The 23,110-nt window shown below is 71.2% G+C and carries 34 protein-coding genes; 33 read left to right on the top strand and 1 reads right to left on the bottom strand.

Going from position 1 to position 23,110, the window contains the following annotated elements; all coding sequences use genetic code 11:
• The first annotated feature begins 2 nt into the window (after window positions 1–2).
• The 30 genes from rplD (at window position 3) to truA (ending at window position 17,441) form a co-directional block, all read left to right on the top strand.
• Window positions 3–677 carry a 50S ribosomal protein L4 gene (gene rplD, locus HNR12_RS12860; RefSeq protein ID WP_179767711.1) on the top strand — a complete coding sequence of 225 codons (675 nt, stop codon included), beginning with the start codon at window positions 3–5 and terminating at the stop codon, window positions 675–677.
• Entirely contained in the window at window positions 674–964 is a 291-nt protein-coding gene (gene rplW / locus HNR12_RS12855) for a 50S ribosomal protein L23 (protein ID WP_179767710.1), read from the top strand. The genes rplD and rplW overlap by 4 nt, the downstream gene beginning before the upstream one ends.
• A gap of 76 nt (window positions 965–1,040) precedes the next feature.
• A complete protein-coding gene (rplB, locus tag HNR12_RS12850; protein ID WP_179767709.1) occupies window positions 1,041–1,874 on the top strand; it encodes a 50S ribosomal protein L2 in 834 nt (277 codons plus the stop codon).
• A 12-nt stretch (window positions 1,875–1,886) separates the two neighbouring features.
• Window positions 1,887–2,165 (top strand): 30S ribosomal protein S19, encoded by a 279-nt coding sequence (gene rpsS / locus HNR12_RS12845; protein WP_179767708.1) that lies wholly within the window; start codon window positions 1,887–1,889, stop codon window positions 2,163–2,165.
• A gap of 74 nt (window positions 2,166–2,239) precedes the next feature.
• Window positions 2,240–2,626 carry a 50S ribosomal protein L22 gene (rplV, locus tag HNR12_RS12840; protein ID WP_179767707.1) on the top strand — a complete coding sequence of 129 codons (387 nt, stop codon included), beginning with the start codon at window positions 2,240–2,242 and terminating at the stop codon, window positions 2,624–2,626.
• On the top strand, window positions 2,626–3,456 hold the full coding sequence (gene rpsC, locus HNR12_RS12835) for a 30S ribosomal protein S3 (protein ID WP_179767706.1): 831 nt from the start codon (window positions 2,626–2,628) through the stop codon (window positions 3,454–3,456). Before rplV ends, rpsC begins: the two co-directional genes overlap by 1 nt.
• 2 nt (window positions 3,457–3,458) lie before the next feature.
• Window positions 3,459–3,875 carry a 50S ribosomal protein L16 gene (gene rplP / locus HNR12_RS12830; RefSeq protein WP_179767705.1) on the top strand — a complete coding sequence of 139 codons (417 nt, stop codon included), beginning with the start codon at window positions 3,459–3,461 and terminating at the stop codon, window positions 3,873–3,875.
• A complete protein-coding gene (gene rpmC / locus HNR12_RS12825) occupies window positions 3,875–4,129 on the top strand; it encodes a 50S ribosomal protein L29 (RefSeq protein ID WP_179770583.1) in 255 nt (84 codons plus the stop codon). The genes rplP and rpmC overlap by 1 nt, the downstream gene beginning before the upstream one ends.
• Window positions 4,126–4,401: a 30S ribosomal protein S17 gene (rpsQ, locus tag HNR12_RS12820; RefSeq protein ID WP_179767704.1), complete on the top strand. Its 276-nt coding sequence runs from the start codon at window positions 4,126–4,128 to the stop codon at window positions 4,399–4,401. The genes rpmC and rpsQ overlap by 4 nt, the downstream gene beginning before the upstream one ends.
• Window positions 4,402–4,502: 101 nt before the next feature.
• Window positions 4,503–4,871: a 50S ribosomal protein L14 gene (gene rplN / locus HNR12_RS12815; RefSeq protein WP_017621547.1), complete on the top strand. Its 369-nt coding sequence runs from the start codon at window positions 4,503–4,505 to the stop codon at window positions 4,869–4,871.
• Between the two features lie 3 nt (window positions 4,872–4,874).
• Window positions 4,875–5,180: a 50S ribosomal protein L24 gene (rplX, locus tag HNR12_RS12810; protein WP_179767703.1), complete on the top strand. Its 306-nt coding sequence runs from the start codon at window positions 4,875–4,877 to the stop codon at window positions 5,178–5,180.
• A complete protein-coding gene (rplE, locus tag HNR12_RS12805; RefSeq protein WP_179767702.1) occupies window positions 5,180–5,755 on the top strand; it encodes a 50S ribosomal protein L5 in 576 nt (191 codons plus the stop codon). Before rplX ends, rplE begins: the two co-directional genes overlap by 1 nt.
• A 9-nt stretch (window positions 5,756–5,764) precedes the next feature.
• The gene (locus HNR12_RS12800; RefSeq protein ID WP_179767701.1) at window positions 5,765–5,950 is read left to right on the top strand and encodes a type Z 30S ribosomal protein S14; all 186 of its coding nucleotides are present in this window, start codon (window positions 5,765–5,767) and stop codon (window positions 5,948–5,950) included.
• A gap of 303 nt (window positions 5,951–6,253) precedes the next feature.
• Window positions 6,254–6,652, top strand: coding sequence for a 30S ribosomal protein S8 (gene rpsH, locus HNR12_RS12795; RefSeq protein WP_179767700.1), 399 nt, complete (start codon window positions 6,254–6,256; stop codon window positions 6,650–6,652).
• Window positions 6,653–6,668: 16 nt separating this feature from the next.
• Window positions 6,669–7,205 (top strand): 50S ribosomal protein L6, encoded by a 537-nt coding sequence (gene rplF, locus HNR12_RS12790; protein ID WP_179767699.1) that lies wholly within the window; start codon window positions 6,669–6,671, stop codon window positions 7,203–7,205.
• Between the two features lie 2 nt (window positions 7,206–7,207).
• Entirely contained in the window at window positions 7,208–7,594 is a 387-nt protein-coding gene (gene rplR, locus HNR12_RS12785) for a 50S ribosomal protein L18 (protein WP_274613979.1), read from the top strand.
• Between the two features lie 46 nt (window positions 7,595–7,640).
• Window positions 7,641–8,243 carry a 30S ribosomal protein S5 gene (gene rpsE, locus HNR12_RS12780; RefSeq protein ID WP_179767698.1) on the top strand — a complete coding sequence of 201 codons (603 nt, stop codon included), beginning with the start codon at window positions 7,641–7,643 and terminating at the stop codon, window positions 8,241–8,243.
• Window positions 8,244–8,245: 2 nt separating this feature from the next.
• The gene (gene rpmD / locus HNR12_RS12775; protein ID WP_179767697.1) at window positions 8,246–8,434 is read left to right on the top strand and encodes a 50S ribosomal protein L30; all 189 of its coding nucleotides are present in this window, start codon (window positions 8,246–8,248) and stop codon (window positions 8,432–8,434) included.
• Window positions 8,431–8,895, top strand: a complete 465-nt coding sequence (rplO, locus tag HNR12_RS12770) for a 50S ribosomal protein L15 (protein WP_179767696.1) — start codon at window positions 8,431–8,433, stop codon at window positions 8,893–8,895. Before rpmD ends, rplO begins: the two co-directional genes overlap by 4 nt.
• Window positions 8,896–9,227: 332 nt before the next feature.
• Entirely contained in the window at window positions 9,228–10,541 is a 1,314-nt protein-coding gene (secY, locus tag HNR12_RS12765; RefSeq protein ID WP_179767695.1) for a preprotein translocase subunit SecY, read from the top strand.
• Window positions 10,541–11,191, top strand: coding sequence for an adenylate kinase (locus HNR12_RS12760; RefSeq protein WP_179767694.1), 651 nt, complete (start codon window positions 10,541–10,543; stop codon window positions 11,189–11,191). The genes secY and HNR12_RS12760 overlap by 1 nt, the downstream gene beginning before the upstream one ends.
• Window positions 11,191–12,015, top strand: a complete 825-nt coding sequence (gene map / locus HNR12_RS12755) for a type I methionyl aminopeptidase (protein ID WP_179767693.1) — start codon at window positions 11,191–11,193, stop codon at window positions 12,013–12,015. The genes HNR12_RS12760 and map overlap by 1 nt, the downstream gene beginning before the upstream one ends.
• A gap of 188 nt (window positions 12,016–12,203) precedes the next feature.
• Window positions 12,204–12,668 carry a DUF1707 domain-containing protein gene (locus HNR12_RS12750; protein WP_179767692.1) on the top strand — a complete coding sequence of 155 codons (465 nt, stop codon included), beginning with the start codon at window positions 12,204–12,206 and terminating at the stop codon, window positions 12,666–12,668.
• Window positions 12,669–12,953: 285 nt separating this feature from the next.
• A complete protein-coding gene (gene infA, locus HNR12_RS12745; protein ID WP_017593374.1) occupies window positions 12,954–13,175 on the top strand; it encodes a translation initiation factor IF-1 in 222 nt (73 codons plus the stop codon).
• 70 nt (window positions 13,176–13,245) lie between these two features.
• Entirely contained in the window at window positions 13,246–13,359 is a 114-nt protein-coding gene (rpmJ, locus tag HNR12_RS12740; RefSeq protein WP_017537997.1) for a 50S ribosomal protein L36, read from the top strand.
• A 261-nt stretch (window positions 13,360–13,620) separates the two neighbouring features.
• Window positions 13,621–14,001 (top strand): 30S ribosomal protein S13, encoded by a 381-nt coding sequence (gene rpsM / locus HNR12_RS12735; protein WP_179767691.1) that lies wholly within the window; start codon window positions 13,621–13,623, stop codon window positions 13,999–14,001.
• 96 nt (window positions 14,002–14,097) lie between these two features.
• Complete coding sequence (gene rpsK, locus HNR12_RS12730) at window positions 14,098–14,502, top strand: 30S ribosomal protein S11 (protein WP_179767690.1); 405 nt, start codon at window positions 14,098–14,100, stop codon at window positions 14,500–14,502.
• A gap of 137 nt (window positions 14,503–14,639) precedes the next feature.
• Window positions 14,640–15,659, top strand: a complete 1,020-nt coding sequence (locus HNR12_RS12725) for a DNA-directed RNA polymerase subunit alpha (RefSeq protein ID WP_179767689.1) — start codon at window positions 14,640–14,642, stop codon at window positions 15,657–15,659.
• A 104-nt stretch (window positions 15,660–15,763) separates the two neighbouring features.
• Entirely contained in the window at window positions 15,764–16,333 is a 570-nt protein-coding gene (gene rplQ / locus HNR12_RS12720) for a 50S ribosomal protein L17 (protein ID WP_179767688.1), read from the top strand.
• A 226-nt stretch (window positions 16,334–16,559) separates the two neighbouring features.
• A complete protein-coding gene (truA, locus tag HNR12_RS12715) occupies window positions 16,560–17,441 on the top strand; it encodes a tRNA pseudouridine(38-40) synthase TruA (RefSeq protein WP_179767687.1) in 882 nt (293 codons plus the stop codon).
• 87 nt (window positions 17,442–17,528) lie between these two features.
• Here the strand turns inward: truA and HNR12_RS28455 are convergent, their stop codons facing one another.
• The gene (locus tag HNR12_RS28455) at window positions 17,529–19,517 is read right to left on the bottom strand and encodes a hypothetical protein (RefSeq protein WP_246425068.1); all 1,989 of its coding nucleotides are present in this window, start codon (window positions 19,515–19,517) and stop codon (window positions 17,529–17,531) included.
• Between the two features lie 926 nt (window positions 19,518–20,443).
• Here HNR12_RS28455 and rplM point away from each other — a divergent pair.
• The 3 genes from rplM (at window position 20,444) to glmM (ending at window position 23,045) form a co-directional block, all read left to right on the top strand.
• Window positions 20,444–20,893: a 50S ribosomal protein L13 gene (gene rplM / locus HNR12_RS12705; protein WP_179767686.1), complete on the top strand. Its 450-nt coding sequence runs from the start codon at window positions 20,444–20,446 to the stop codon at window positions 20,891–20,893.
• Window positions 20,894–20,929: 36 nt separating this feature from the next.
• A complete protein-coding gene (rpsI, locus tag HNR12_RS12700; protein WP_179767685.1) occupies window positions 20,930–21,436 on the top strand; it encodes a 30S ribosomal protein S9 in 507 nt (168 codons plus the stop codon).
• A 256-nt stretch (window positions 21,437–21,692) separates the two neighbouring features.
• Window positions 21,693–23,045, top strand: coding sequence for a phosphoglucosamine mutase (gene glmM, locus HNR12_RS12695; protein ID WP_179767684.1), 1,353 nt, complete (start codon window positions 21,693–21,695; stop codon window positions 23,043–23,045).
• Window positions 23,046–23,110: the final 65 nt, after the last annotated feature.

Genomic DNA, 23,110 nt, shown 5'->3' with positions numbered 1-23,110 from the left:
CCATGGCCACCACCGTTGAGGTGAAGAGCCCCGAGGGCAAGGCCGGCCGCAGCGTCGAACTGCCGGAGTCGATCTTCGACCAGAAGGTCAACATCCCGCTGATGCACCAGGTCGTGAACGGCCAGCAGGCCGCCGCCCGCCAGGGCACGCACTCGACCAAGACCCGCGGCGAGGTCCGCGGCGGCGGCAAGAAGCCGTACCGCCAGAAGGGCACCGGCCGGGCCCGCCAGGGCTCGACCCGCGCGCCGCAGTTCACCGGCGGCGGCGTCGTCCACGGCCCCAAGCCGCGCGACTACAGCCAGCGCACGCCCAAGAAGATGAAGGCCGCGGCCCTGCGCGGCGCGCTCTCCGACCGCGCCCGCCACAACCGCGTCCACATCATCAGCGAGTTCCTGGGCGAGGACGTCACCAGCCAGCGCACCAAGACCGCTCTGAAGGCGCTGCGCGGCATCACCGAGTCCACCAAGGTGCTCGTGGTCCTGGACCGCGACGACCACCACAACCGGACGGCGCTGCGCAACCTCCCCGAGGTGCACATCCTCGACGCCGACCAGGTGAACACCTACGACGTCCTGCGCGCCGACGACATCGTCTTCACCGAGCGCGGCTACGACGAGTTCGTGGCCCACGCCCAGGGCGGCGCCCGGGCCGCGGAGGCTCAGGAGGAGGACCAGTGAGGATCCCCGACCCTCGGGACATCATCATCGAGCCGGTGATCTCCGAGAAGAGCTACGGGCTCATGGACCAGAACAAGTACACGTTCCTGGTGCAGCCCACGGCCAACAAGACGCAGATCAAGATCGCGGTGGAGAAGATCTTCGACGTGAAGGTCACCAACGTGAACACGATCAACCGGCAGGGCAAGCGCAAGCGCACCCGGTTCGGTTACGGCAAGCGTCCTGACACCAAGCGCGCGATCGTCAGCCTGCGCGAGGGCGACCGGATCGACATCTTCGGCGTCTAGGACACCGCACCGTCCCCGCGGCGGTGCCCCGCAGGGCTGACCGCCAGAGAAACACGCAAAGGAATGCGCGAAGAAGATGGGCATTCGTAAGTACAAGCCGACCTCACCAGGTCGCCGCGGCTCCAGCGTGGCCGACTTCGTCGAGATCACGCGCTCCCACCCGGAGAAGTCGCTGGTGCGTCCGCTGCACTCCAAGGGCGGGCGCAACGGCCAGGGCCGCATCACCGCGCGCCACCAGGGCGGCGGCCACAAGCGGGCCTACCGGGTGATCGACTTCCGCCGGCACGACAAGGACGGGGTTCCCGCCAAGGTCGCGCACATCGAGTACGACCCGAACCGGACCGCGCGGATCGCGCTGCTGCACTACGTCGACGGGGAGAAGCGCTACATCCTCGCCCCGACCGGCATCCAGCAGGGCCAGCGGATCGAGAACGGCCCCGGCGCCGACATCAAGCCCGGCAACTGCCTCCCGCTGCGCAACATCCCCACGGGTACGTTCGTGCACGCGGTCGAGCTGAAGCCGGGCGGCGGCGCCAAGCTGGGCCGCTCCGCCGGCTCGCAGATCCAGCTGCTGGCCAAGGAGGGCAACTACGCCACGCTGCGCATGCCCTCCGGCGAGATGCGGCAGGTGCTCGTCACCTGCCGCGCGACGGTGGGCCAGGTCGGCAACGCCGAGCAGTCCAACATCAACTGGGGCAAGGCCGGCCGCAACCGCTGGCGCGGCAAGCGCCCCTCGGTCCGCGGTGTGGCGATGAACCCGGTCGACCACCCGCTCGGCGGTGGCGAGGGCAAGAGCTCGGGCGGCCGGCACCCGGTCAGCCCGTGGGGCAAGCCCGAGGGGCGGACCCGCAAGCCGAAGAAGGACAGTGACCGGCTCATCGTGCGTCGGCGTAGCAAGAAGAAGCGGTAAGGAGCACGTCCGATGCCACGTAGCCTGAAGAAGGGCCCGTTCGTCGACGACCACCTCATGAAGAAGGTGGAGGAGCAGAACGAAAAGGGCACCAAGAACGTCATCAAGACGTGGTCGCGCCGGTCCATGATCGTCCCTGAGATGATCGGCCACACGATCGCCGTCCACAACGGCAAGACGCACATCCCGGTGTTCATCACCGAGGCCATGGTCGGTCACAAGCTCGGCGAGTTCGCTCCCACGCGCACTTTCCGCAGCCACGTCAAGGAAGACCGGCGCAGCCGCCGCTAGCGGTTGCGATGAGGAGTAAAAGCCAATCTCCCCACGGTGAGTGGGGGCTGATTTCCGTGAGCGAGGGAAAAGCGATGGGAACGAGGGCACAGGCACGGTTCGTCCGTGTTACGCCCCGAAAGGCCCGCCGTGTGGTGGACCTTATTCGCGGGTTGCCCGCTGACGAGGCACAGGCGGTGCTCCGGTTCGCGCCCCAGGCGGCGAGCGAGCCGGTGGGCAAGGTGCTCGCGAGCGCCATCGCCAATGCCGAGCACAACGACAAGCTGGACCGCGAGAATCTGGTGGTCGGTGGCGCCTGGGTGGACGAGGGTCCGACCCTGAAGCGCATCCGGCCGCGGGGCTTCGGCCGCGCGTTCCGGGTCACCAAGCGGACGAGCCACATCACCGTGGTCGTTGAGCCGCGTGACGCCGCCTCGTCGTCCAAGACGTCGTCGTCCAAGACGAAGGAGAGGACCCGATAGTGGGGCAGAAGGTCAACCCGCACGGGTTCCGACTCGGTGTCACCACCGACTACAAGACCCGGTGGTATGCCGACAAGCTGTACAAGGACTACGTCAAGGAAGACGTGGCCATCCGCCGGATGCTGAACCGCGGCATGGAGCGCGCCGGGATCTCCAAGGTCGAGATCGAGCGCACCCGTGAGCGCGTCCGCGTCGACATCCACACCGCCCGGCCGGGCATCGTCATCGGCCGCCGCGGCTCGGAGGCCGACCGCATCCGCGCAGACCTGGAGAAGCTGACCAACAAGAAGCAGGTCCAGCTCAACATCCTTGAGGTCAAGAACCCCGAGATCGACGCCCAGCTCGTCGCTCAGGGTGTGGCCGAGCAGCTTTCCAGCCGAGTCGCGTTCCGGCGGGCCATGCGCAAGGCCATGCAGAGTGCCATGAAGAGCGGTGCCAAGGGCATCCGCATCCAGTGCGGCGGCCGCCTCGGCGGTGCCGAGATGTCCCGGTCGGAGTTCTACCGCGAGGGCCGCGTGCCCCTGCACACGCTCCGCGCCGACATCGACTACGGCTTCTTCGAGGCCCGCACCACCTTCGGCCGCATCGGCGTGAAGGTGTGGATCTACAAGGGCGACGCCCCGGCCACCCGCGCCGAGCGCGAGGCCGCCCAGGCGGCGCAGCGCGCCCCCGGCGGTGCCGGCGGCCAGCGCCGCGAGCGTCCGCAGCGGCGCCGCCGCGGCGGCCAGGGCGGTCCGCAGGGCGGCCAGGGCCAGGCGGCCGAGGCGAAGTCCGGCGCACCGGCCGGGGCCGGCCAGGGTGCCGACAACTCCGGGAACGAGGGGAGCTGACCATGCTCATTCCCCGCAAGATCAAGTACCGCAAGCAGCACCACCCCAGCCTGAAGGGGCGGGCCAAGGGCGGCACGAAGGTCAACTTCGGTGAGTACGGCATCCAGGCCCTGGACGCCGCCTACGTCACCAACCGGCAGATCGAGGCCGCGCGTATCGCCATGACCCGGCACATCCGGCGTGGCGGCAAGGTCTGGATCAACATCTTCCCCGACCGCCCCATCACCAAGAAGCCGGCCGAGACCCGCATGGGTTCCGGTAAGGGCTCCCCCGAGTGGTGGGTCGCCCCGGTCAAGCCGGGCCGCGTCATGTTCGAGCTGTCGGGCGTGCCGGAGCCGGTGGCCAAGGAAGCCATGCGTCGCGCGATGCACAAGCTTCCGATGAAGTGCAAGTTCGTGAAGCGCGAAGTGGAGGCGTGATGGCCAAGTCCCTGACCGCCCAAGAGCTGCGGAACGAGTCCCTCGAGGACCTGGTCGGCAAGCTCAAGGAGGCGAAGGAGGAGCTGTTCAACCTCCGCTTCCAGGCCGCCACCGGGCAGCTGGACAACCACGGCCGTCTGCGCACCGTGAAGCGCGAGATCGCTCGGATCTACACGGTCATGCGCGAGCACGAGCTGGGGATCATGCCGCTGGCCGGAGAGTCGGCTGAGGAGACGAAGGAAGCAGCCGAATGAGCGAGACCACCCAGGGCTCGGGGCGCAACTACCGCAAGGTGCGCGAGGGCTACGTCGTCAGCGACAAGATGGAGAAGACCGTCGTTGTCGAGGTCGAGGACCGCGTGAAGCACGCGCTTTACGGCAAGGTCCTGCGCCGCACCACCAAGTACAAGGCCCACGACGAGGCGAACTCCTGCGGCGTCGGTGACCGGGTTCGCCTGATGGAGACCCGTCCGATGTCCGCGACCAAGCGCTGGCGCGTCGTGGAGATCCTGGAGAAGGCGAAGTAACCCCTGTGGCGGCCGGTTGGTGGAGATCGGCCGCCCAAGGGGTGTGACCACCTAGCAGCGCGGACCGGGAGGCCGGTCGCGCGCGAATATCAGGAGCAGACGTGATTCAGCAGGAGTCGCGACTCAAGGTCGCCGACAACACGGGGGCCAAGGAGATCCTGACCATCCGTGTCCTCGGTGGCTCGGGTCGGCGCTACGCGGGCATCGGCGACACCATCGTGGCGACGGTGAAGGACGCCCTTCCCGGCGCGGGCGTGAAGAAGGGCGATGTCGTCAAGGCCGTTATCGTGCGCACCTCCAAGGAGCGCCGCCGGCCCGACGGCTCCTACATCCGCTTCGATGAGAACGCCGCCGTGCTCATCAAGGACGGTGGGGACCCGCGCGGCACCCGCATCTTCGGCCCGGTCGGGCGCGAGCTGCGGGACAAGAAGTTCATGCGCATCATCTCGCTAGCGCCGGAGGTGCTCTAGGCGATGAAGATCAAGAAGGACGACGAGGTCATCGTCATCGCCGGCAAGGACAAGGGTGCCACCGGGAAGGTCATCAAGGCCCTTCCCCGGGAGCAGCGTGTCGTCGTCGAGGGCGTCAACCTCATCAAGAAGCACAAGAGGGCGAATCCGGCGAGCGGCCAGCAGGGCGAGGTCGTCACCAAGGAGGCGCCGATCCACGTGAGCAACGTCGCGATCGTGGAGGACGGCAAGCCGACCCGGGTGGGTTACCGCTTCGACGAAGACGGTACCAAGGTCCGGATCTCCCGCCGTACCGGTAAGGACATCTGATGACGGCCCAGACTGAGACCGCCGCGCCGCCGGTTCCGCGGCTGAAGGAGAAGTACCGCTCCGAGATCGCTGCGGCGATCCGCGAGGAGTTCGGGATCAAGAACGTCATGCAGACCCCCGGTCTTGTCAAGATCGTGGTGAACATGGGCGTTGGCGACGCCGCGCGCGACGCCAAGCTGATCCAGGGTGCGGTCTCCGACCTGTCGCTGATCACCGGCCAGAAGCCGCGCATCAACCGCGCCAAGAAGTCCATCGCGCAGTTCAAGCTGCGCGAGGGCCAGCCGATCGGCGCCAGCGTCACGCTGCGCGGCGACCGCATGTGGGAGTTCCTCGACCGGCTGCTGTCGCTCGCGCTGCCGCGCATCCGCGACTTCCGCGGGCTGTCGCCGAAGCAGTTCGACGGCAACGGCAACTACACGTTCGGGCTGACCGAGCAGGTCATGTTCCACGAGATCGACCCCGACAAGGTCGACCGCCAGCGCGGCATGGACATCACGGTCGTCACCTCGGCGACCAACGACGACGAGGGGCGCAGCCTGCTGAAGCGGCTCGGTTTCCCCTTCAAGGAGTCCTAGGGGAGACCTATGGCCAAGAAAGCACTGATCGCCAAGGCGAACCGGAAGCCGAAGTTCGCGGTTCGCGCGTATACTCGTTGCTCGCGGTGCGGTCGTCCGCGCGCCGTCTTCCGGAAGTTCGGCCTGTGCCGCATCTGCTTCCGCGAGATGGCCCACCGCGGCGAGCTTCCCGGTATCGCCAAGTCGAGCTGGTAGCCCCTTCGCCTACGCCCACGGGCCGACGAGCGCTGATCGTCGGCCCGGGCGTGCCGCGCGCGGCCGCCTATGGCACGGCCGCCGCGGAGCGCGCGGGACGGCTCCTCGCGGTGCGTCCTCTCACGCGCCGCACCCCCGCCACAACGAACACACCAAAACCGACAGGGCACCCGCCGGCCGAGCCGGAGAGGTGCCCATGACCACGCCGTAGGTCCTAGAGGAACCCGTGCAGCCGCACGGGAACAGGTCCGCAGGGAGGGACCTGTCCTTGGGGAAACCGCGGTGAGGAAGGGCCTATCGGCCATGACGATGACCGACCCGATCGCAGACATGCTGACGCGTCTGCGTAACGCGAATTCGGCATATCACGACACCGTGACCATGCCGTATTCCAAGATCAAGGCGCACATCGCCGAGATCCTCCAGCAGGAGGGCTTCGTCCAGGGCTGGCGCACCGAGGAGGCCGCGGTCGGCCAGAACCTCGTCGTCGACCTGAAGTACGGGCCCACGCGCGAGCGCTCCATCGCGGGCGTGCGCCGGGTGTCCAAGCCCGGTCTGCGCGTGTACGCGAAGAAGGACAACCTTCCGCGCGTCCTGGGCGGTCTCGGTATCGCCATCATCTCGACGTCCGGCGGTCTGATGACCGACAAGCAGGCCAAGAAGCGCGGCGTGGGCGGCGAAGTCCTCGCCTACGTCTGGTAGAGGGAGGGATTTCGACATGTCGCGCATCGGACGACTCCCGATCGAGGTCCCCAAGGGCGTCGAGGTCACCATCGACGGGCAGGACGTCAGGGTCAAGGGTCCCAAGGGCGAACTGAAGAACACGGTCGCCGAGCCCATCACGGTGCAGCTGGAGGACGGCGTCATCCGCGTCCAGCGGCCCGACGACAAGCCGGACAACCGGTCGCTGCACGGCCTTACCCGCGCCCTGATCGCCAACCTGATCGAGGGTGTCTCCAAGGGCTACAGCAAGACGCTGGAGATCCACGGTGTGGGTTACCGCGTCCAGGCCAGGGGCTCGAACCTGGAGTTCTCGCTGGGCTACAGCCACCCCGTGGTGGTCGAGCCCCCGGAGGGGATCACCTTCCGCGTCGAGAAGCCGACCCTGCTGCACGTCGAGGGCATCGACAAGCAGCTCGTGGGTCAGGTCGCCGCGAACATTCGCAACCTGCGCAAGCCCGACCCGTACAAGGGCAAGGGCGTTCGCTACCAGGGCGAGTTCATCCGCCGCAAGGCCGGAAAGGCTGGTAAGTAGTCATGGGTAAGAGCACGACGCTGGTCCGCAGGGGGACGGCCAAGCGCGCGGCTTCCCGTGCGCGCCGCCACCTTCGGGTCCGCAAGAAGGTCTCGGGCACGCCGGAGCGTCCGCGCCTGGTGGTGTTCCGCTCCTCCAAGCACATGGTCGCCCAGATCATCGACGACACCCGCCACCACACGCTGGTGGCGGCCTCCACGCTGGACCGCGACATCCGCGACAGCGAGGGCACCAAGACCGAGAAGTCCCGCAAGGTCGGCGAGCTCCTGGCGGAGCGCGCGAAGGCCGCCGACATCTCGGCGGTCGTCTTCGACCGCGGCGGCTACCAGTACCACGGCCGCGTCGCCGCGCTGGCCGACGGCGCGCGCGCCGGCGGACTGGAGTTCTGATGAGCCCGGTCGCAAGCATTTTCACCAACGGGAAGAGGAACCACTGATGGCTGCAGCTCCGCGGCGCGGCGCCGGTGGCGAGCGGCGTGACCGCCGTGACGATCGCCGCGGCGGCGCCGCAGACAAGGGTGTCTCCTACATCGAGAAGGTCGTGACCATCAACCGGGTCGCCAAGGTCGTCAAGGGTGGTCGGCGCTTCAGCTTCACCGCCCTGGTGGTTGTCGGCGACGGCAACGGCATGGTCGGCGTCGGCTACGGGAAGGCCAAAGAGGTCCCCGCCGCCATCGCCAAGGGTGTCGAGGAGGCGAAGAAGAACTTCTTCCGCGTCCCCCGCATCCAGGGCACGATCACGCACCGGGTCCAGGGCGAGGAGGCCGCCGGCGTGGTGCTGCTGCGCCCGGCCGCGCCCGGTACCGGTGTTATCGCCGGCGGTCCGGTGCGCGCCGTGCTGGAGTGCGCCGGTATCCACGACGTGCTGAGCAAGTCCCTGGGGTCCTCCAACCCGCTCAACATCGTGCACGCCACGGTCGCGGCGCTCAAGGACCTCAACCAGCCCGAGGAGATCGCGGCCCGCCGCGGTCTGCCCATCGAGGACGTGGCCCCGGCCGCGATGCTGCGCGCCCGCGCCGAGGCGAAGGCGGGTGCCTGAGCATGGCGAACAAGCTGAAGATCACCCAGGTCCGGTCCAAGATCGGCGGGAAGCAGAAGCAGCGCGACAGCCTGCGGTCGCTGGGACTGCGGAAGATCGGCTCGTCCGTGGTGCGTGAGGACAGCCCCTCGGTCCGCGGGCAGATCAACGTCGTCGCGCACCTCGTGAGCGTCGAGGAGGTCGACGAATGAGCGACTACACGCCCGACGAGCCGCTGAAGCTGCACCACCTGCGGCCGGCTCCGGGCTCCAACAAGGCCAAGACCCGCAAGGGTCGCGGCGAGGCGTCCAAGGGCAAGACCGCGGGCCGCGGCACCAAGGGCACCAAGGCCCGCTCCACGGTGCCGTTCGGCTTCGAGGGCGGCCAGATGCCCCTGATCCGGCGGATCCCCAAGCTCAAGGGCTTCAGCAACGCCCGGTTCAAGACCACCTACCAGGTGGTGAACCTCGACCGGCTGAGCGAGCTGTTCCCCGAGGGCGGCGAGGTCACCGTCGAGAGCCTGGTCGCCAAGGGCGCGGTCCGCAAGAACCAGCCCGTCAAGGTCCTGGGCGAGGGCGAGATCTCGGTGGCCGTCCAGGTCACCGCGGACGCGTTCTCCGCCTCGGCCAAGGAGAAGATCACCGCGGCCGGTGGCAGCGTCACCGAGCGGTAGGGACTCCGCTCCCGTCGCGCGTGTTCGGGCGCTCGCCGGCCCGCCCTCTGGGCGGGAACCGGCGGGCGCCCCCGCGCGTTCGGCCGGGGGTTGAGGTAGGTTCGGTACCACGCCCGAGGCGCCGTCGCCCGGACACGGTACGGACACCAGACGTGACCCGGAGTTACCTCGGGCAACCGCATCCCCCTGCGATTGGCTGTTACAGTGCGATACTGCTTGACCGACGACCTCACAGCGCCGGGGCCGCGCCCCGGCCTGACGATCTACGACGATTCAGGATCGGCCGCGATGTCTGGAACCGGTTCCGCCGCCGAAACCTCGCAGGAGGAGACGTGCTAGGTGCGTTCGTCCGTGCGTTCCGCACGCCTGACCTGCGTAACAAGCTGCTGTTTACGCTGTTCATCCTGACCATCTTCCGGCTGGGCGCGGTCATCCCGGCACCGGGTATCAACTCCGCGGCCATCAGGGAGCAGCTTGAGGCGGTGCAGGCGCAGGACTCCACCGGGGTCTTCACGCTGCTCAACGTCTTCAGCGGCGGCGCGCTGTTCCAGCTGGCGGTGTTCGCGCTGGGCATCATGCCCTACATCACCGCGAGCATCATCATCAACCTGCTGACGGTGGTCATCCCGCGGCTGGAGGCCCTCAAGAAGGAGGGCCAGGCCGGGCAGGGCAAGATCACCCAGTACACGCGCTACCTCACCCTGGCCCTGGCGGTGCTTCAGGCGTCCAGCATCGTGGCCATGGCGCGCACCGGGCAGCTGTTCCAGGGGCAGATCCCGGTCAGCAGCTACATGCCCAACCAGGACCCGCTGACCCTGGTCACCATCGTCGTCGTGATGACCGCCGGCACCGGTGTCATCATGTGGTTCGGCGAGCTGATCACCGAGCGCGGCGTGGGCAACGGCATGTCGCTGCTGATCTTCACCACGGTCGTGGCGGGCTTCCCCTCGGGCATGACCACCATCTTCCAGGAGCAGGAGACCTGGGTCTTCGCGCTCATCTGCGTGGCGGGCCTGGTGCTCATCACCGGCGTGGTGTTCATCGAGCAGGCCCAGCGCCGCATCCCGGTGCAGTACGCCAAGCGCATGGTCGGCAAGCGCATGTACGGCGGCACCTCCACCTACATCCCGCTGAAGGTCAACCAGGCCGGCATCATCCCGGTGATCTTCGCGACATCGCTGCTGTACCTCCCGCAGCTCGCGGTGGGCCTGATCGGCCCGGAGTCGACCAACCCGGTCGTCGAGTTCCTCAACACCTACTTCGTGACCGGCACGCACCCCGTGTACATGGCCACGTTCTTCCTGCTGATCATCGGGTTCGCGTTCTTCTACGTGTCCATCACGTTCAACCCCGCTGAAGTCGCCGACAACATGAAGAAGTACGGTGGGTTCATCCCGGGTATCCGGCCCGGGCGTCCGACCGCCGAGTACCTCGACCACGTGTTGACCCGGCTGACGACTCCCGGTTCGCTCTACCTGGCGGTGATCGCCCTCCTGCCGATGGTCGCGCTCGGAGCCTCCGGCGCGATGCAGAACTTCCCGTTCGGCGGGACGAGCATCCTGATCATGGTCGGTGTCGGGCTGGACACGGTGAAACAGATCGAGAGCCATCTCCAGCAGCGGAACTACGAAGGTTTCTTGCGATAGTGCGTGCCGTATTGGTGGGTCCTCCGGGTGCCGGTAAAGGCACCCAGGCCCAGATCCTGGCGTCCGAATTGTCCATCCCGAAGGTGTCCACAGGCGACATCTTCCGTGCCAACGTGAGCGGCGGCACAGAACTAGGTAAGCAGGCCAAGGCCTACATGGACCGCGGCGACCTCGTCCCCGACGAGGTCACCAACGCGATGGTCCGCGACCGCCTGGCCCAGCAGGACGCCCAGGGCGGATTCCTGCTCGACGGGTTCCCGCGCAACGTCGCGCAGGCCGAGACCCTCAACAAGATCCTCGACGACCTGGGGGAGCGGCTCGACGCCGTCCTGGAGTTGAAGGTCGACGAGGAGGAGATTGTCAAGCGGCTGTCGGGCCGCCGGTCGTGCCGCAACTGCAACAACGTGCAGCACGTGGTCTACGACCCGCCCGCGACCGAGGACGTGTGCGACGTCTGCGGCGGGGAGCTGTTCCAGCGCGAGGACGACCGCGAGGAGGTCGTCCGGCACCGCCTGGACGTCTACCACGAGCAGACCGAGCCGCTGGTGTCCTTCTACGCCAACGAGGGCATCCTGGTGACCATCGAGGCCACCGGACCGGTCGACGAGGTCACCGCGCGCGCCAAGGCCGCCCTGCGGAACGGCTCCTGATGTTCCGCAGGTCCGACCCTGCCGTGCAGCTCAAGACCCCCGCCGAGATCGCGAGGATGCGCGAGGCGGGCAAGGTGGTGGCGCGCACCCTCGACCTGCTGCGTTCCGCGGTGCGGCCGGGGGTCAGCACGCTCGACCTCGACGCGATCGCCGAGGAGTCCATCCGCGGCGCCGGCGCGGTGCCGTCGTTCAAGGGCTACCACGGGTTCACCGGCTCCATCTGCGCGTCGGTGAACGAGGAGGTCGTGCACGGCATCCCGCGCGCCGACAAGGTGCTCGCCGAGGGCGACCTGATCTCCATCGACTGCGGCGCCATCCTCGACGGCTGGCACGGCGACTCCGCCATCACGGTGGCCGTCGGCGAGGCCCGCCCCGAGGACGCCCGGCTGCTGGAGGCGTGCGAGGAGTCCATGTGGGCCGGCATCGCCGAGCTGCGGCCGGGCAACCGCCTGGGCGACGTCGGGGCCGCCATCGACGGCTGCCTGCGCTCGCGCGGCCGGTTCGGCAACGTCCAGGAGTACGGCGGCCACGGCATCGGCACCGAGATGCACATGGACCCGCACGTGCTCAACTACGGGCGGCGCGGCAAGGGGATCGAGCTGGTCGAGGGCATGTGCCTGGCGATCGAGCCGATGGCCAACGCCGGCACCCGCCACGTGCTCCAGCTGGAGGACGGCTGGACCGTGGTCACCCGCGACGGCGCGCGCTCGGCGCACTTCGAGCACTCGGTGGCCATCACCGCGCAGGGCCCCCTGGTGCTGACCGCCCGCGAGGAGAACCGCGCGCGGATCGCCGAGCTGGGCTGGCCCGACCCCGGGTTCTAGCCGGCGGCCGGCGCCCGGCCCGCGCGGCGGACCGGGGGCGGCCGGCCGGGGGCGGCGGGGCGGCCTTCGCGGGCCGGGCGAACCGGTCCGCGGGCGGGCGGAGTGGCCTACGATAGGGGACGCGGGTGCGGGTCCGGCCCGCGTTCGGACATAGGAGTCTTCGGCCACTCCGGTTAGGAAGGTGCGCGATGTCCGAGTCCTCGCCCGAAGTCCGGGCCTCGGACGCCGACCGCGACCGCGTCGCGAAGCTGCTCCAGGAGCACTTCGCCCAGGGGCGGCTCGACAGCGACGAGTTCAGCACCCGGCTGGAGCGCGCCTACAAGGCCCGCGTCCTGGGCGACCTCGTTCCGCTCACCGAGGACCTCCCCGAGCACGACCTCGCCGACCTCCCGGCCGACCCGCCCAAGCCGCCGCCGCTGGGCGCCGCGGGCGTGCTGCGCGACCCCGCGCTCGCCATCCCGTGGGCGATGTGGGCGGGGGTGAACGTCCTGTGCTTCACCATCTGGCTGATCCTGTTCGCCACCGGAACAACCGAGGGCTATCCGTGGTTCCTCTGGGTGCTGGGACCCTGGGGGATCGTGCTGGGCTTCATCACCGTGGCGCTGGCGGCCACCGACCGCGGCGGCCAGGGCGGCCCGAGCGGCCGGCCCTAGAACGTCTCCGCCGCCCGACCCCCGTGCCGCGCTCCGGCGGCCCGCGCACCCCCGGCCGGGCGTGTCGGCAGCACGCGGGCGAACAGGTAGACTGGGTGGGCCCACACTCGGGCTGTTGGGTCGGGCTGCCTTTGTCGCGTCCGTGCGGTCCTCGCGCGTATGCTGTTGCAGTTGACCTGATTTCTCAGTGTTAGCAGTTCACCTAGCTTCAGCAGATCCCGGGCGACCTGCCCGGGTCATTACGTATGTTCCCCCGCGCCCGCGCGGGGTGTTCCGGTGGAGGATATGGCTAAGAAAGACGGCGCCATCGAGATCGAGGGCTCCGTTATCGAGTCCCTACCCAACGCTATGTTCCGAGTGGAGCTCGACAACGGGCACAAGGTCCTTGCCCACATCAGCGGCAAGATGCGGATGCACTACATCCGCATCCTTCCCGACGACCGCGTGGTCGTGGAGCTGAGTCCGTACGACCTCACTCGCGGACGCATCGTTTACCGCTACAAGTAGTCCGCCGAACGTCGCCGGTCGCGCGCCGGCGGCCACGGGGCCGGACGAGTTCCATGAGTTCGGAGCCACTATGAAGGTCAAGCCGAGCGTCAAGAAGATCTGCGCGAAGTGCCGAGTGATCCGCCGCCACGGCCGGATCATGGTCATCTGCTCGGACCCGCGCCACAAGCAGCGCCAGGGCTAGCAGACCGCACCGCCCTCGCTGCGCACGTTCTTGCACGCCTGAGATGAAGTGCGCCGGCGCCCGCGCCGGCGGACGAGATGCCGCACGCCCGTCCCGGGCCCGATGCGGCGGCAACCGCGAAGATCCTGTCCCGCTTCCGCCCCATGCGCGCCGCATGCGGACGGGAGAACCCCCGGTCGGAGGCCGGGGCCTCGTCGATTGGGCGACGAGAGGGCAATGGGACGGGAACCACCTCCGCAGATATGTGAGGAGTTCGCCCATATGGCACGCATTGCCGGCGTCGACCTCCCCCGCGACAAGCGGGTGGAGATCGCTCTTACCTACGTCTACGGGATCGGCCGCACCCGCGCCGTCGAGACCCTGAAGAACACCGGTGTGAACCCGCAGACCCGCGTCCACCAGCTGAGCGAGGACGAGCTCGTCAAGCTCCGCGAGTGGATCGACGGCAACTACCAGGTCGAGGGTGACCTCCGGCGCGAGGTCCAGGCCGACATCCGCCGCAAGATGGAGATCGGCTGCTACCAGGGCATCCGCCACCGTCGCGGGCTCCCGGTGCACGGGCAGCGCACGCAGACCAACGCGCGCACCCGCAAGGGCAAGAAGAAGACCGTGGCCGGCAAGAAGAAGGTCGGCAAGAAGTAGTAGTCCGGTCCGGGCGGGGCGGCCGCTGCCCCTTCGCGCACGCCGCCCGCCGCCCGGTTTCCGCCATCGGACCGATGATCTTGGGAGTTTTCAGGTATGCCGCCTAAGGGCCGTCAGGGCGCAGCGCGCAAGGTGCGCCGCAAGGAAAAGAAGAACATCGCCCACGGGCACGCTCACATCAAGAGCACGTTCAACAACACCATCGTGAGCATCACCGACCCCACGGGCGCGGTGATCTCGTGGGCGAGTTCCGGGCAGGTCGGGTTCAAGGGCTCGCGCAAGTCCACCCCGTTCGCCGCGCAGATGGCCGCCGAGGCCGCCGCGCGCCGCGCCCAGGAGCATGGGGTGCGCAAGGTCGACGTCTTCGTGAAGGGCCCGGGCTCGGGCCGCGAGACCGCGATCCGCTCGCTCACCGCCACCGGCCTTGAGGTCGGCTCGATCCAGGACGTCACGCCGGTTCCGCACAACGGCTGCCGTCCGCCCAAGCGCCGCCGGGTCTGACCCGCAGGCGTATCGCCGCGCCGCCCTCCCCGCCTCGGCGGGGCGGGGCGCGGGCGGGTGACACCGGGTCCCGCGGCCGCGGGACCCGCTCAGTGGCCGTCATATAGCGGGCGGCCCGGGGAAAGGAAACACCGACCATGTTGATCGCTCAGCGTCCCACGCTGTCCGAGGAGAGCCTCGGCGAGTTCCGGTCCAAGTTCGTGATCGAACCGCTGGAGCCGGGCTTCGGGTACACCATCGGCAACTCGCTGCGGCGCACGCTGCTGTCCTCCATCCCGGGGGCGGCGGTCACCAGCATCCGCATCGAGGGCGTCGAGCACGAGTTCACCACCGTGCCGGGTGTCAAGGAAGACGTCACCGAGCTCATCCTCAACCTCAAGGGCCTGGTCGTCAGCTCCGAGCACGACGAGCCGGTCCTGATGTACCTGCGCAAGCAGGGCCCCGGTGTGGTCACCGCCGCCGACATCGCGCCGCCGGCGGGCGTCGAGGTGCACAACCCCGACCTCCACATCGCCACCCTCAACAGCAAGGGCAAGCTGGAGATGGAGCTGACGGTCGAGCGCGGCCGCGGCTACGTCTCGGCGACGCAGAACAAGCAGCCGGGGCAGGAGATCGGCCGCATCCCGATCGACTCGATCTACTCGCCGGTGCTGCGTGTCACCTACAAGGTCGAGGCCACGCGTGTCGAGCAGCGCACCGACTTCGACCGGCTCATCGTGGACATCGAGACCAAGCCGAGCATCCGCCCGCGCGACGCCGTCGCCAGTGCGGGTAAGACGCTGGTCGAGCTGTTCGGCCTGGCCCGGGAGCTGAACGTCGACGCCGAGGGCATCGACATGGGTCCGTCCCCGACGGACGCCGCCCTGGCCGCCGACCTCGCGCTGCCGATCGAGGACCTCAACCTCACGGTGCGGTCCTACAACTGCCTCAAGCGCGAGGGCATCCACAGCGTCGGCGAACTGGTGGCCCGCTCCGAGCAGGACCTGCTGGACATCCGCAACTTCGGCGCGAAGTCCATCGAAGAGGTCAAGCAGAAGCTGATCGACATGGGCCTGTCCCTCAAGGACTCCCCGCCCGGGTTCGACCCCAGCAGCGCGGCCGACTCGTACGGCTCCGACGAGGAAGACGACGCCTTCGTCGAGACCGAGCAGTACTAGAAGCTTGCAGACCTCAGAAGGCCGGGAGACCGCCTTCGCCGCCCAAGGCCCCCCGCCGCGTACGGGAACACGCCGCGGGGGACCGCACCACTAGGAGAACCACAATGCCCACGCCAACGAAGGGGCCCCGTCTGGGTGCCGGGCCGGCACACGAACGGCTCATGCTGGCGAACCTGGCGACCTCGCTGTTCCAGCACGGCCGCATCAAGACCACCGAGGCCAAGGCCAAGCGCCTGCGCCCCTACGCCGAGAAGCTGATCACCCTCGGCAAGCGCGGGGACCTGCACGCGCGCCGCCTGGTGCTGGCCAAGATCACCGACAAGGCGGTCGTGCACGAGCTGTTCACCGAGATCGGCCCGCGCTACGAGAACCGGCCCGGCGGCTACACCCGCATCACCAAGATCGGTCCGCGCAAGGGCGACAACGCCCCCATGGCCGTGATCGAGCTGGTCGAGGCCGGCCCGGCGACCCCGCCGGCCGCCACCCGCCGCGCGGGCGAGGAGAGCGAGCAGGCCACCGAGTCCGCCGCCACCTCCGAGACCGCCGAGCAGGAGGTCCCGGCCCAGGAGCAGGCCCAGGGCGCCGACGACGCGGCCGCGGCCGACGACACCGCCGAGGCCAAGGCCGACGCGGAGGAGTCGGCCAAGGACGAGGACTCCGGCGACAAGAAGTAGCGCGCGGCGTAACGCGGCGCGAGGTGCGGCGCGCGGCCGGTCGGTTCGGGGCCGGCGCGCGGTCGCGTGTGCGGTGCCCGGTCCCGGTGGGGCCGGGCACCGCTTGCGTTGGGGGCGCCGGCGGTGCGAGAAGCATGCCGGGAGCGCCCGGAGGGGCCGCGCACGGGCGCGGCGCGGCCGGCGCCCGGCGGGGCGGCCGGATCACGACAGGCCTGCGGAGGCGAGGATGGACGCGGACACGGCGGCGGAGCACGGCGGGCCCCGGGAGGGCGCCGGCGGCCCCGTGGTGCGGCTGCGGCTGGACATCTCCTACGACGGGACCGACTTCTCCGGCTGGGCCGACCAGCCGGGGCGGCGCACCGTCCAGGGCGAGCTTGAGGCCGCCCTGGCGCGCGTGCTGCGGCTGGAGTCGCCCCGGCTGACCGTGGCGGGACGCACCGACGCCGGGGTGCACGCCCGCGGCCAGGTGGCGCACCTGGACGTCCCCGCGCCGGTGTGGGCGGCGGAGGCGGACCGGCTGCTGCGCCGCCTGGCGGGCGTGCTGCCGCCCGACGTGCGGGTGCGCGCGGTGGCGGCCGCGCCGGAGGGCTTCGACGCCCGGTTCTCGCCGCTGTACCGCCGCTACGCCTACCGCGTGAGCGACGCCCCCGGGGGCGTCGACCCGCTGCTGCGGCGGCACGTGCTGTGGAACCGGCGCCCCCTCGACGTCGACCGCATGAACGAGGCCGCCGCCGCGCTGCTGGGCGAGCACGACTTCGCCGCCTACTGCCGCAGGCGCGAGGGCGCCACGACCGTGCGCGAGCTGCTGCGGCTGGACTGGGCGGTGGAGGCGGAGCACCTGTACACCGCGACCGTCCAGGCCGACGCGTTCTGCCACAACATGGTGCGCGCCCTGGTGGGCGCGCTGCTGGCGGTGGGCGAGGGCCGGCGGGAGCCGGACTGGCCGCGCCGGGTGCTGGCGGCCGGGGTCCGCGACTCCGGCGTGCACGTGATCCCGCCGCACGGACTCACCCTGGAGGAGGTCCGCTACCCCCCGCCCGGGGAGCTGGCGGCCCGGGCCAGGGCCACCCGCCGCGTCCGCACCCTGTCCGCCGCGCCGAAGGCCTGAGCCCGCGGGGGCGCCCGGCCGGCCGGGGCCGCTGACACGTGTGCCCCCGGTGCCGGAGCGGCGCCGGGGGCACGTCGGACGCAGGCGTCAGGCGGACTGCTCGCCGAGCGACTCCAGGGGGACCTCCAGGAACCCCTCGCTGATCTCGGCCATCTGCTCCGCGCGGCTCTCGTTCACGCGGCCGTCGCTGCCCGCGGCCAGGGAGAACAGCAGGTAGGGGCCCCAGCGGGCGCCCGCGCCGTGGCCGCCGGCGATGTCCATGCGCTCGGCGCCGCTGCCCTCCTCGCCCTGGAGGCCGGCGAACCACTGGGCCGCCCCGAGGTCCTGGGCGTCCTGGGCGCTCTGCGCCTCGTCGGGGCTGCCCATCGCGGCGATGCCCACCGTGACGGCCGTGGTCTGGTCCTCGTTGACGTAGGTGGCCCGCACGATCTGCTGGCAGTTGTTGTCGGTGAGGACCCCGCCGTAGTCGCCGTGGGCGGCGGTGTCGCACGCGTCGGTGTCGTCGGTGATGCTCAGCGTGTAGGGCTCGCCCGCGACCTCGACGGAGTTGGGGAACAGGTCGCCGGTCTCCAGGGTCGCCGGGGTGTCGGGGGCGTCGGCCGACTCGCCGCCGGAGCCGCCGAGGCCTCCGGTGGCCAGGAAGAACGCGCCGCCGCCCGCCACCAGGAGCAGCACGAGGAACCCGGCGGCCATCATGAGCACGCGCGGCATGCGGGAGCGTTCGCCGTAGTCGTCGTCATCGTCGTCGGCGATGGCCGACAGGTCGATCTCGGCGGTGGTGGAGCCGCCCCTGCGGCGCGGTGCGGCGTCGTCGCGGAACATCGGGCGGCCGCCGAACTCGTCGTCGACCTTGTTGATCGCCTGGGTGGCGTCCTCGTCGGCGACCGCGTTGATGTTCTGGGTCTGGGCGCCCGCGTCGGCGGGGAAGAGCGGCTCCTCCTCGACGTCGGCGGGCGTGGGCGTGCCCGGCGCCACGACGCGCCCCTGGAGCGGCTGGTTGGGGTTGGGCGGCGGGCCCTGGGGGCCGGGCGGCCGCTGGGGGTGGCCCTGCGGGCCCATGCCCCCGGCGGGCGGCTGCTGCGGTGCGCCCATGGGCGGGCGCGGACCGGTGGGCGCGCCCATGCCCGCCGCGGCGGCTCCGGCCGCGCCGGGGACGGCGCCGGGCGGCGGCTGCGGCGGGCGCTGCTGCCCGGGGGCGCCCGGTCCGGCGCCGGGCCGGGCGCCGGGCGCGGCGGGCAGGCTCGGGAGCTGGGGCAGCGCGGCCTGCGGCGGTCGGCCGGGGTGCGGGCCGGTGGGCGGCACGCCGGGTCCGGGTGCTCCGGGGTGGCCCTGGGGGACCGGCTGCCCCGGCTGCGGGGGGCGGCCCGGCGGGACGGGGCGGCCCTGCGGGCCGGTCGGCGGGGCGCCCTGCGGTGCGGCCTGGGGACCGGGCGCGCCCTGCGGGCCGCCGGGGGCCTGGGGGCCGCTGCGCGGCGCTCCGGGGGCCATGGACGGCCCGCCGCCGGTGGGCACCCGGTAGGGGGAGTGCGGACCCGAGGGGGACGGCGGCACCGGGGCCGGGCCGCCGGTGGGCGGTCCGCCCTGGAAGGACTGCTGCGGGCCCGACATGGCGTGCTGGCCGCCCGTGGCCGGGCGCTGGGGGGCCTGCGGCCCGGAGGGCCCGGCCGCCGGGTGCGCGGGCTGGCCGCCGGTGGGGATCCGGTAGGGGGTCTGCGGGCCGGGCCCGGGCGCGTCCCCGGGCTGCGGAGGCTGCCCGGGGCGGCCGGGCCCCTGGTGCCCGAGGTCGGAGAGCGGCCGCTGCCCGCCGCTGGGCTGCTGGGGGCCGGCGGGCGGGTGGGGCGGGCGCGGAGCGGTCCCCGGCGCGCCGAGCGGGCTGTGCGGGCCGCCGGTCGGGGCCGCCGGCAGACCGGGGATCGCGGGGGCGCCGTTGGCGGGGCGCGGCGGGCCGGCGGCCGCGTCCGGGCCGGGTCCGAAGGGCGGCACCTGGCCGCCGGAGGGCGCCGCGCCGTAGGCGGCCTGGGGACCGGAGGGGCCCGCGTGCGGCGGGCCGGCGATCGGCCCGCCGGTCAGCGGCATGGTCGGGAAGCCGCCGGGCGGCGCCTGGCCGGGCGCGGGGCCGCCCAGGAGGTCTCCCTCTCCCGCCGCGGGCGCGGGGTGGAGCGGCGGCTGCGGGCCGCGGGTCCGCTCCGCGGACTCCGGGGTCGCGGCGGTGTGCCGCGCTTCGGGCCGGCCGTCAGGGCCGGGGCGGCCGTCGTTCGGCTCATTCGGATGCGGTGCGATGGCGGTACTCCGGAGGATGTCCTGGGCGGGGGTGGGCGGGTTCGGCGCGGGCGGGGCCGGGCGCCGCGGACCGGTGGGCCGCGGTCGGTCGGGGCGCCGTCGGGGCCGGGGCGCGGGCGCGGGGTGGAGCGGGCGGGTGCCGGGTGGTCCGTCCTGTGGTCCGGACCGGTCGAGGGTGCCGGCAGAGGATAGCCCGTCGCCGCGGCGGAGCGCCGCGCCGGCCCCGGGCGCGGTGGGCGGGCGGGTGCTCGGGGGCGTGCGGCCCGTCGCGGCGGGCGCGACCGCGTCCTATCCGACTGTAGCGCCCGGTTCGGGGCGAGGGGGGCCTTATGTCATGGATCCTCCGGTCCGGTGTGGGCCCGTGTGGAGCGGTGTTCCGGCGCCGCGCGCAGGTGGTACGGCCAAAGCACTCCCCGGGCAAGGCATAATGAGATGTGGAGTATTCACGCGTCGCCGTGCCGCTGCGGGTTCAGACACGATCGAGTGTATGATCATCGGTCGTTTTGACCAGGGGTGCGCCCGGCCGATAGAATATTCCGTCGTTGTGCGTTGAGTTGCCGTGGGTTCCCAGACCATCCACTTGGGCGCCGATCACGCATCATCGTCCGCACTCACCCGTCGGCTGACCGCCCGCGCAGGCGCGGCAGCCGGACCAGTAATTCGAGTTTTCCATCTCCGTTCGCGGGGATGGGCCCCGCCGACTGAGACGAAGGCTTACGATCGTGCGCACATACAGCCCTAAGCCCAGCGATGTCCAGCGTCAGTGGCACGTCATCGACGCCAGCGATGTCGTGCTCGGCCGGCTGGCCGCCCACGTCGCCACGCTGCTCCGAGGCAAGCACAAGACCTACTACGCGCCCCACATCGACACCGGCGACTTCGTGATCATCGTGAACGCCGGCAAGGTGGCGCTGACCGGTGACAAGCTCCAGCAGAAGCGCGCCTACCGGCACTCCGGCTACCCCGGCGGTCTGCGTTCCGTGGCCTACGGCGACCTGCTTGAGAAGTACCCCGAGCGCGCCATCGAGAAGGCCGTCAAGGGCATGCTCCCCAAGGGCTCCCTCGGCCGCAAGATGGCCAAGAAGCTCAAGGTGTACGCCGGCGCGGAGCACCCGCACCAGGCCCAGCAGCCGGTGCCCTACGAGATGAAGAAGATCCAGCAGCCCGCCTAGGCGTTCGCGAGACCTGAAGGAAGTACGAGGAGAACCGTGGTCGAGCCCACCGGTATCGAAGACGTGGCAACCGAGGAGAACTCCGAGGAGTTCCCCGCCGAGTACACCACCGAGACCCCCGAGTCCGCCGGTGCGGGGTACGTCCCCACCGCCGCCGGCCCCGGCTCCGGCACGGGTCGCCGCAAGACGGCGATCGCGCGCGTGCGCATCCTGCCGGGCTCCGGCGAGTGGCGTATCAACGGCAAGCCGCTGGAGGCCTACTTCCCGGACAAGGTGCACCAGCAGCTCATCAAGGAGCCCCTGGTCGCGCTGAGCCTCGAGGGTGCCTACGACGTCTTCGCCCGGATCAACGGCGGCGGCCCCAGCGGCCAGGCCGGCGCGCTGCGCCACGGGCTGGCCCGCGCCCTCGCCGGGCTGGACCCCGAGAACTTCCGCCCGGTCCTGAAGAAGGCCGGCTACCTCACCCGCGACGACCGCGAGGTCGAGCGGAAGAAGGCCGGTCTCAAGAAGGCCCGCAAGGCTCCGCAGTACTCCAAGCGCTAAAGCGCTCGGCCGCGATGCCGCTGCCGCGTTCGGCCGGCGCATCCGGTCTTGGCCCGCCCGCCCCCGCTCCGCGGGGGGCAGGGCGGGCCATACCTTTTTCCACCGTTCCACCGGTCACCGGCCGGTGCGGGGGATGCGGGCGGACCACGTCGCCGGTGGGATGGTGTGCCCTGTCCGCGCGCAGGCCCCGTTCTCTCACTGCGACACTGTCCTTCCGGTCCGCGAGGGCCATCCCAGACGAAGGGGCGATTGGTTCGTGACTCGGCTGTTCGGTACTGACGGAGTCCGCGGGGTCGCCGGACGCGACCTCACCGCCAAGCTGGCGCTGGAGCTGTCCGCGGCCGCCGCGCGGGTGCTGCCCGGCGCCGCCCGCGAGGGCGCGCGCCCCACCGCGGTCGTCGGCCGCGACCCCCGGGCCTCCGGGGAGTTCCTGGAGGCGGCCGTGGTCGCCGGACTCGCCGGCGCCGGCGTCGACGTCGTCCGGCTGGGCGTGCTGCCCACGCCGGCCGTCGCCTTCCTCACCGAGGAGCTGGACGCCGACTTCGGTGTCATGCTGTCGGCCAGCCACAACCCCGCCCCCGACAACGGGATCAAGTTCTTCGGCCGCGGCGGGCACAAGCTCGCCGACGCGGTCGAGGACGAGATCGAGGCCGCGCTGGCCGACCCCGCGCCGGGTGCGGTGGGCGCCGGGGTCGGGCGGGTCACCGACGCCCTCGACGGCGCCGAGCGCTACATCCGCCACGTGGTGGACTCCCTGCCGCACCGCCTGGACGGCCTGCGGGTCGTGGTGGACTGCGCCAACGGCGCGGCCTCCGAGGTGGCCCCCGAGGCGCTGCGCCGCGCGGGCGCCGAGGTCATCGCGATCCACGACACCCCCGACGGGCTCAACATCAACGACGACTGCGGCTCCACCCACATGGAGCGGCTCCAGGCGGAGGTGCGCCGCCACGGCGCCGACGCCGGCCTGGCCCACGACGGCGACGCCGACCGCTGCCTGGCGGTGGCCGCCGACGGCTCGGTCGTCGACGGCGACCAGATCCTGGGCATCCTGGCGCTGGAGCTGCAGGAGGCGGGCCGCCTGGCCAAGGACACGCTCGTCGTCACGGTGATGTCCAACCTCGGCCTGAAGCTGGCCATGCAGGAGGCCGGGATCGCCGTGGTGGAGACCCCGGTGGGCGACCGCTACGTGCTGGAGGCCATGCGCGAGGGCAGCTTCTCGCTGGGCGGCGAGCAGTCGGGCCACGTGGTGCTGCTGGAGCACGCCGCCACCGGCGACGGCCTGCTGACGGGCCTGCACCTGCTGGCCGCCATGAGCCGGCGCGGGCAGGCCCTCGCCGAGCTGGCGAAGGTCATGACGCGGCTGCCGCAGGTGCTGATCAACGTGCGCGGCGTGGACAAGGCCCGCGCCAAGACGTCGGCGGCGCTGGCCGACGCCGTCGCCGCCGCGGAGGCCGAGCTGGGCGGTACCGGCCGGGTGCTGATCCGGCCCAGCGGCACCGAGCCGATGGTGCGGGTGATGGTCGAGGCCGCCGCCGAAACGCACGCCCAGGAGGTCGCCGAGCGCCTGGCGGGCGTGGTCCGGGCCGACCTCGCCGTCGCCGCCGAGTAGGGCGCCGAGCGCCCCGTCCGGCGCCCTAGCGGTGCTCCGGGGCGCCGACACGACGAGGGGCGGAC

Source organism: Streptomonospora nanhaiensis (assembly GCF_013410565.1).
Taxonomy (GTDB): Bacteria; Actinomycetota; Actinomycetes; order Streptosporangiales; family Streptosporangiaceae; genus Streptomonospora; species Streptomonospora nanhaiensis.
This window is presented reverse-complemented; position numbering and strand designations above follow the sequence as displayed.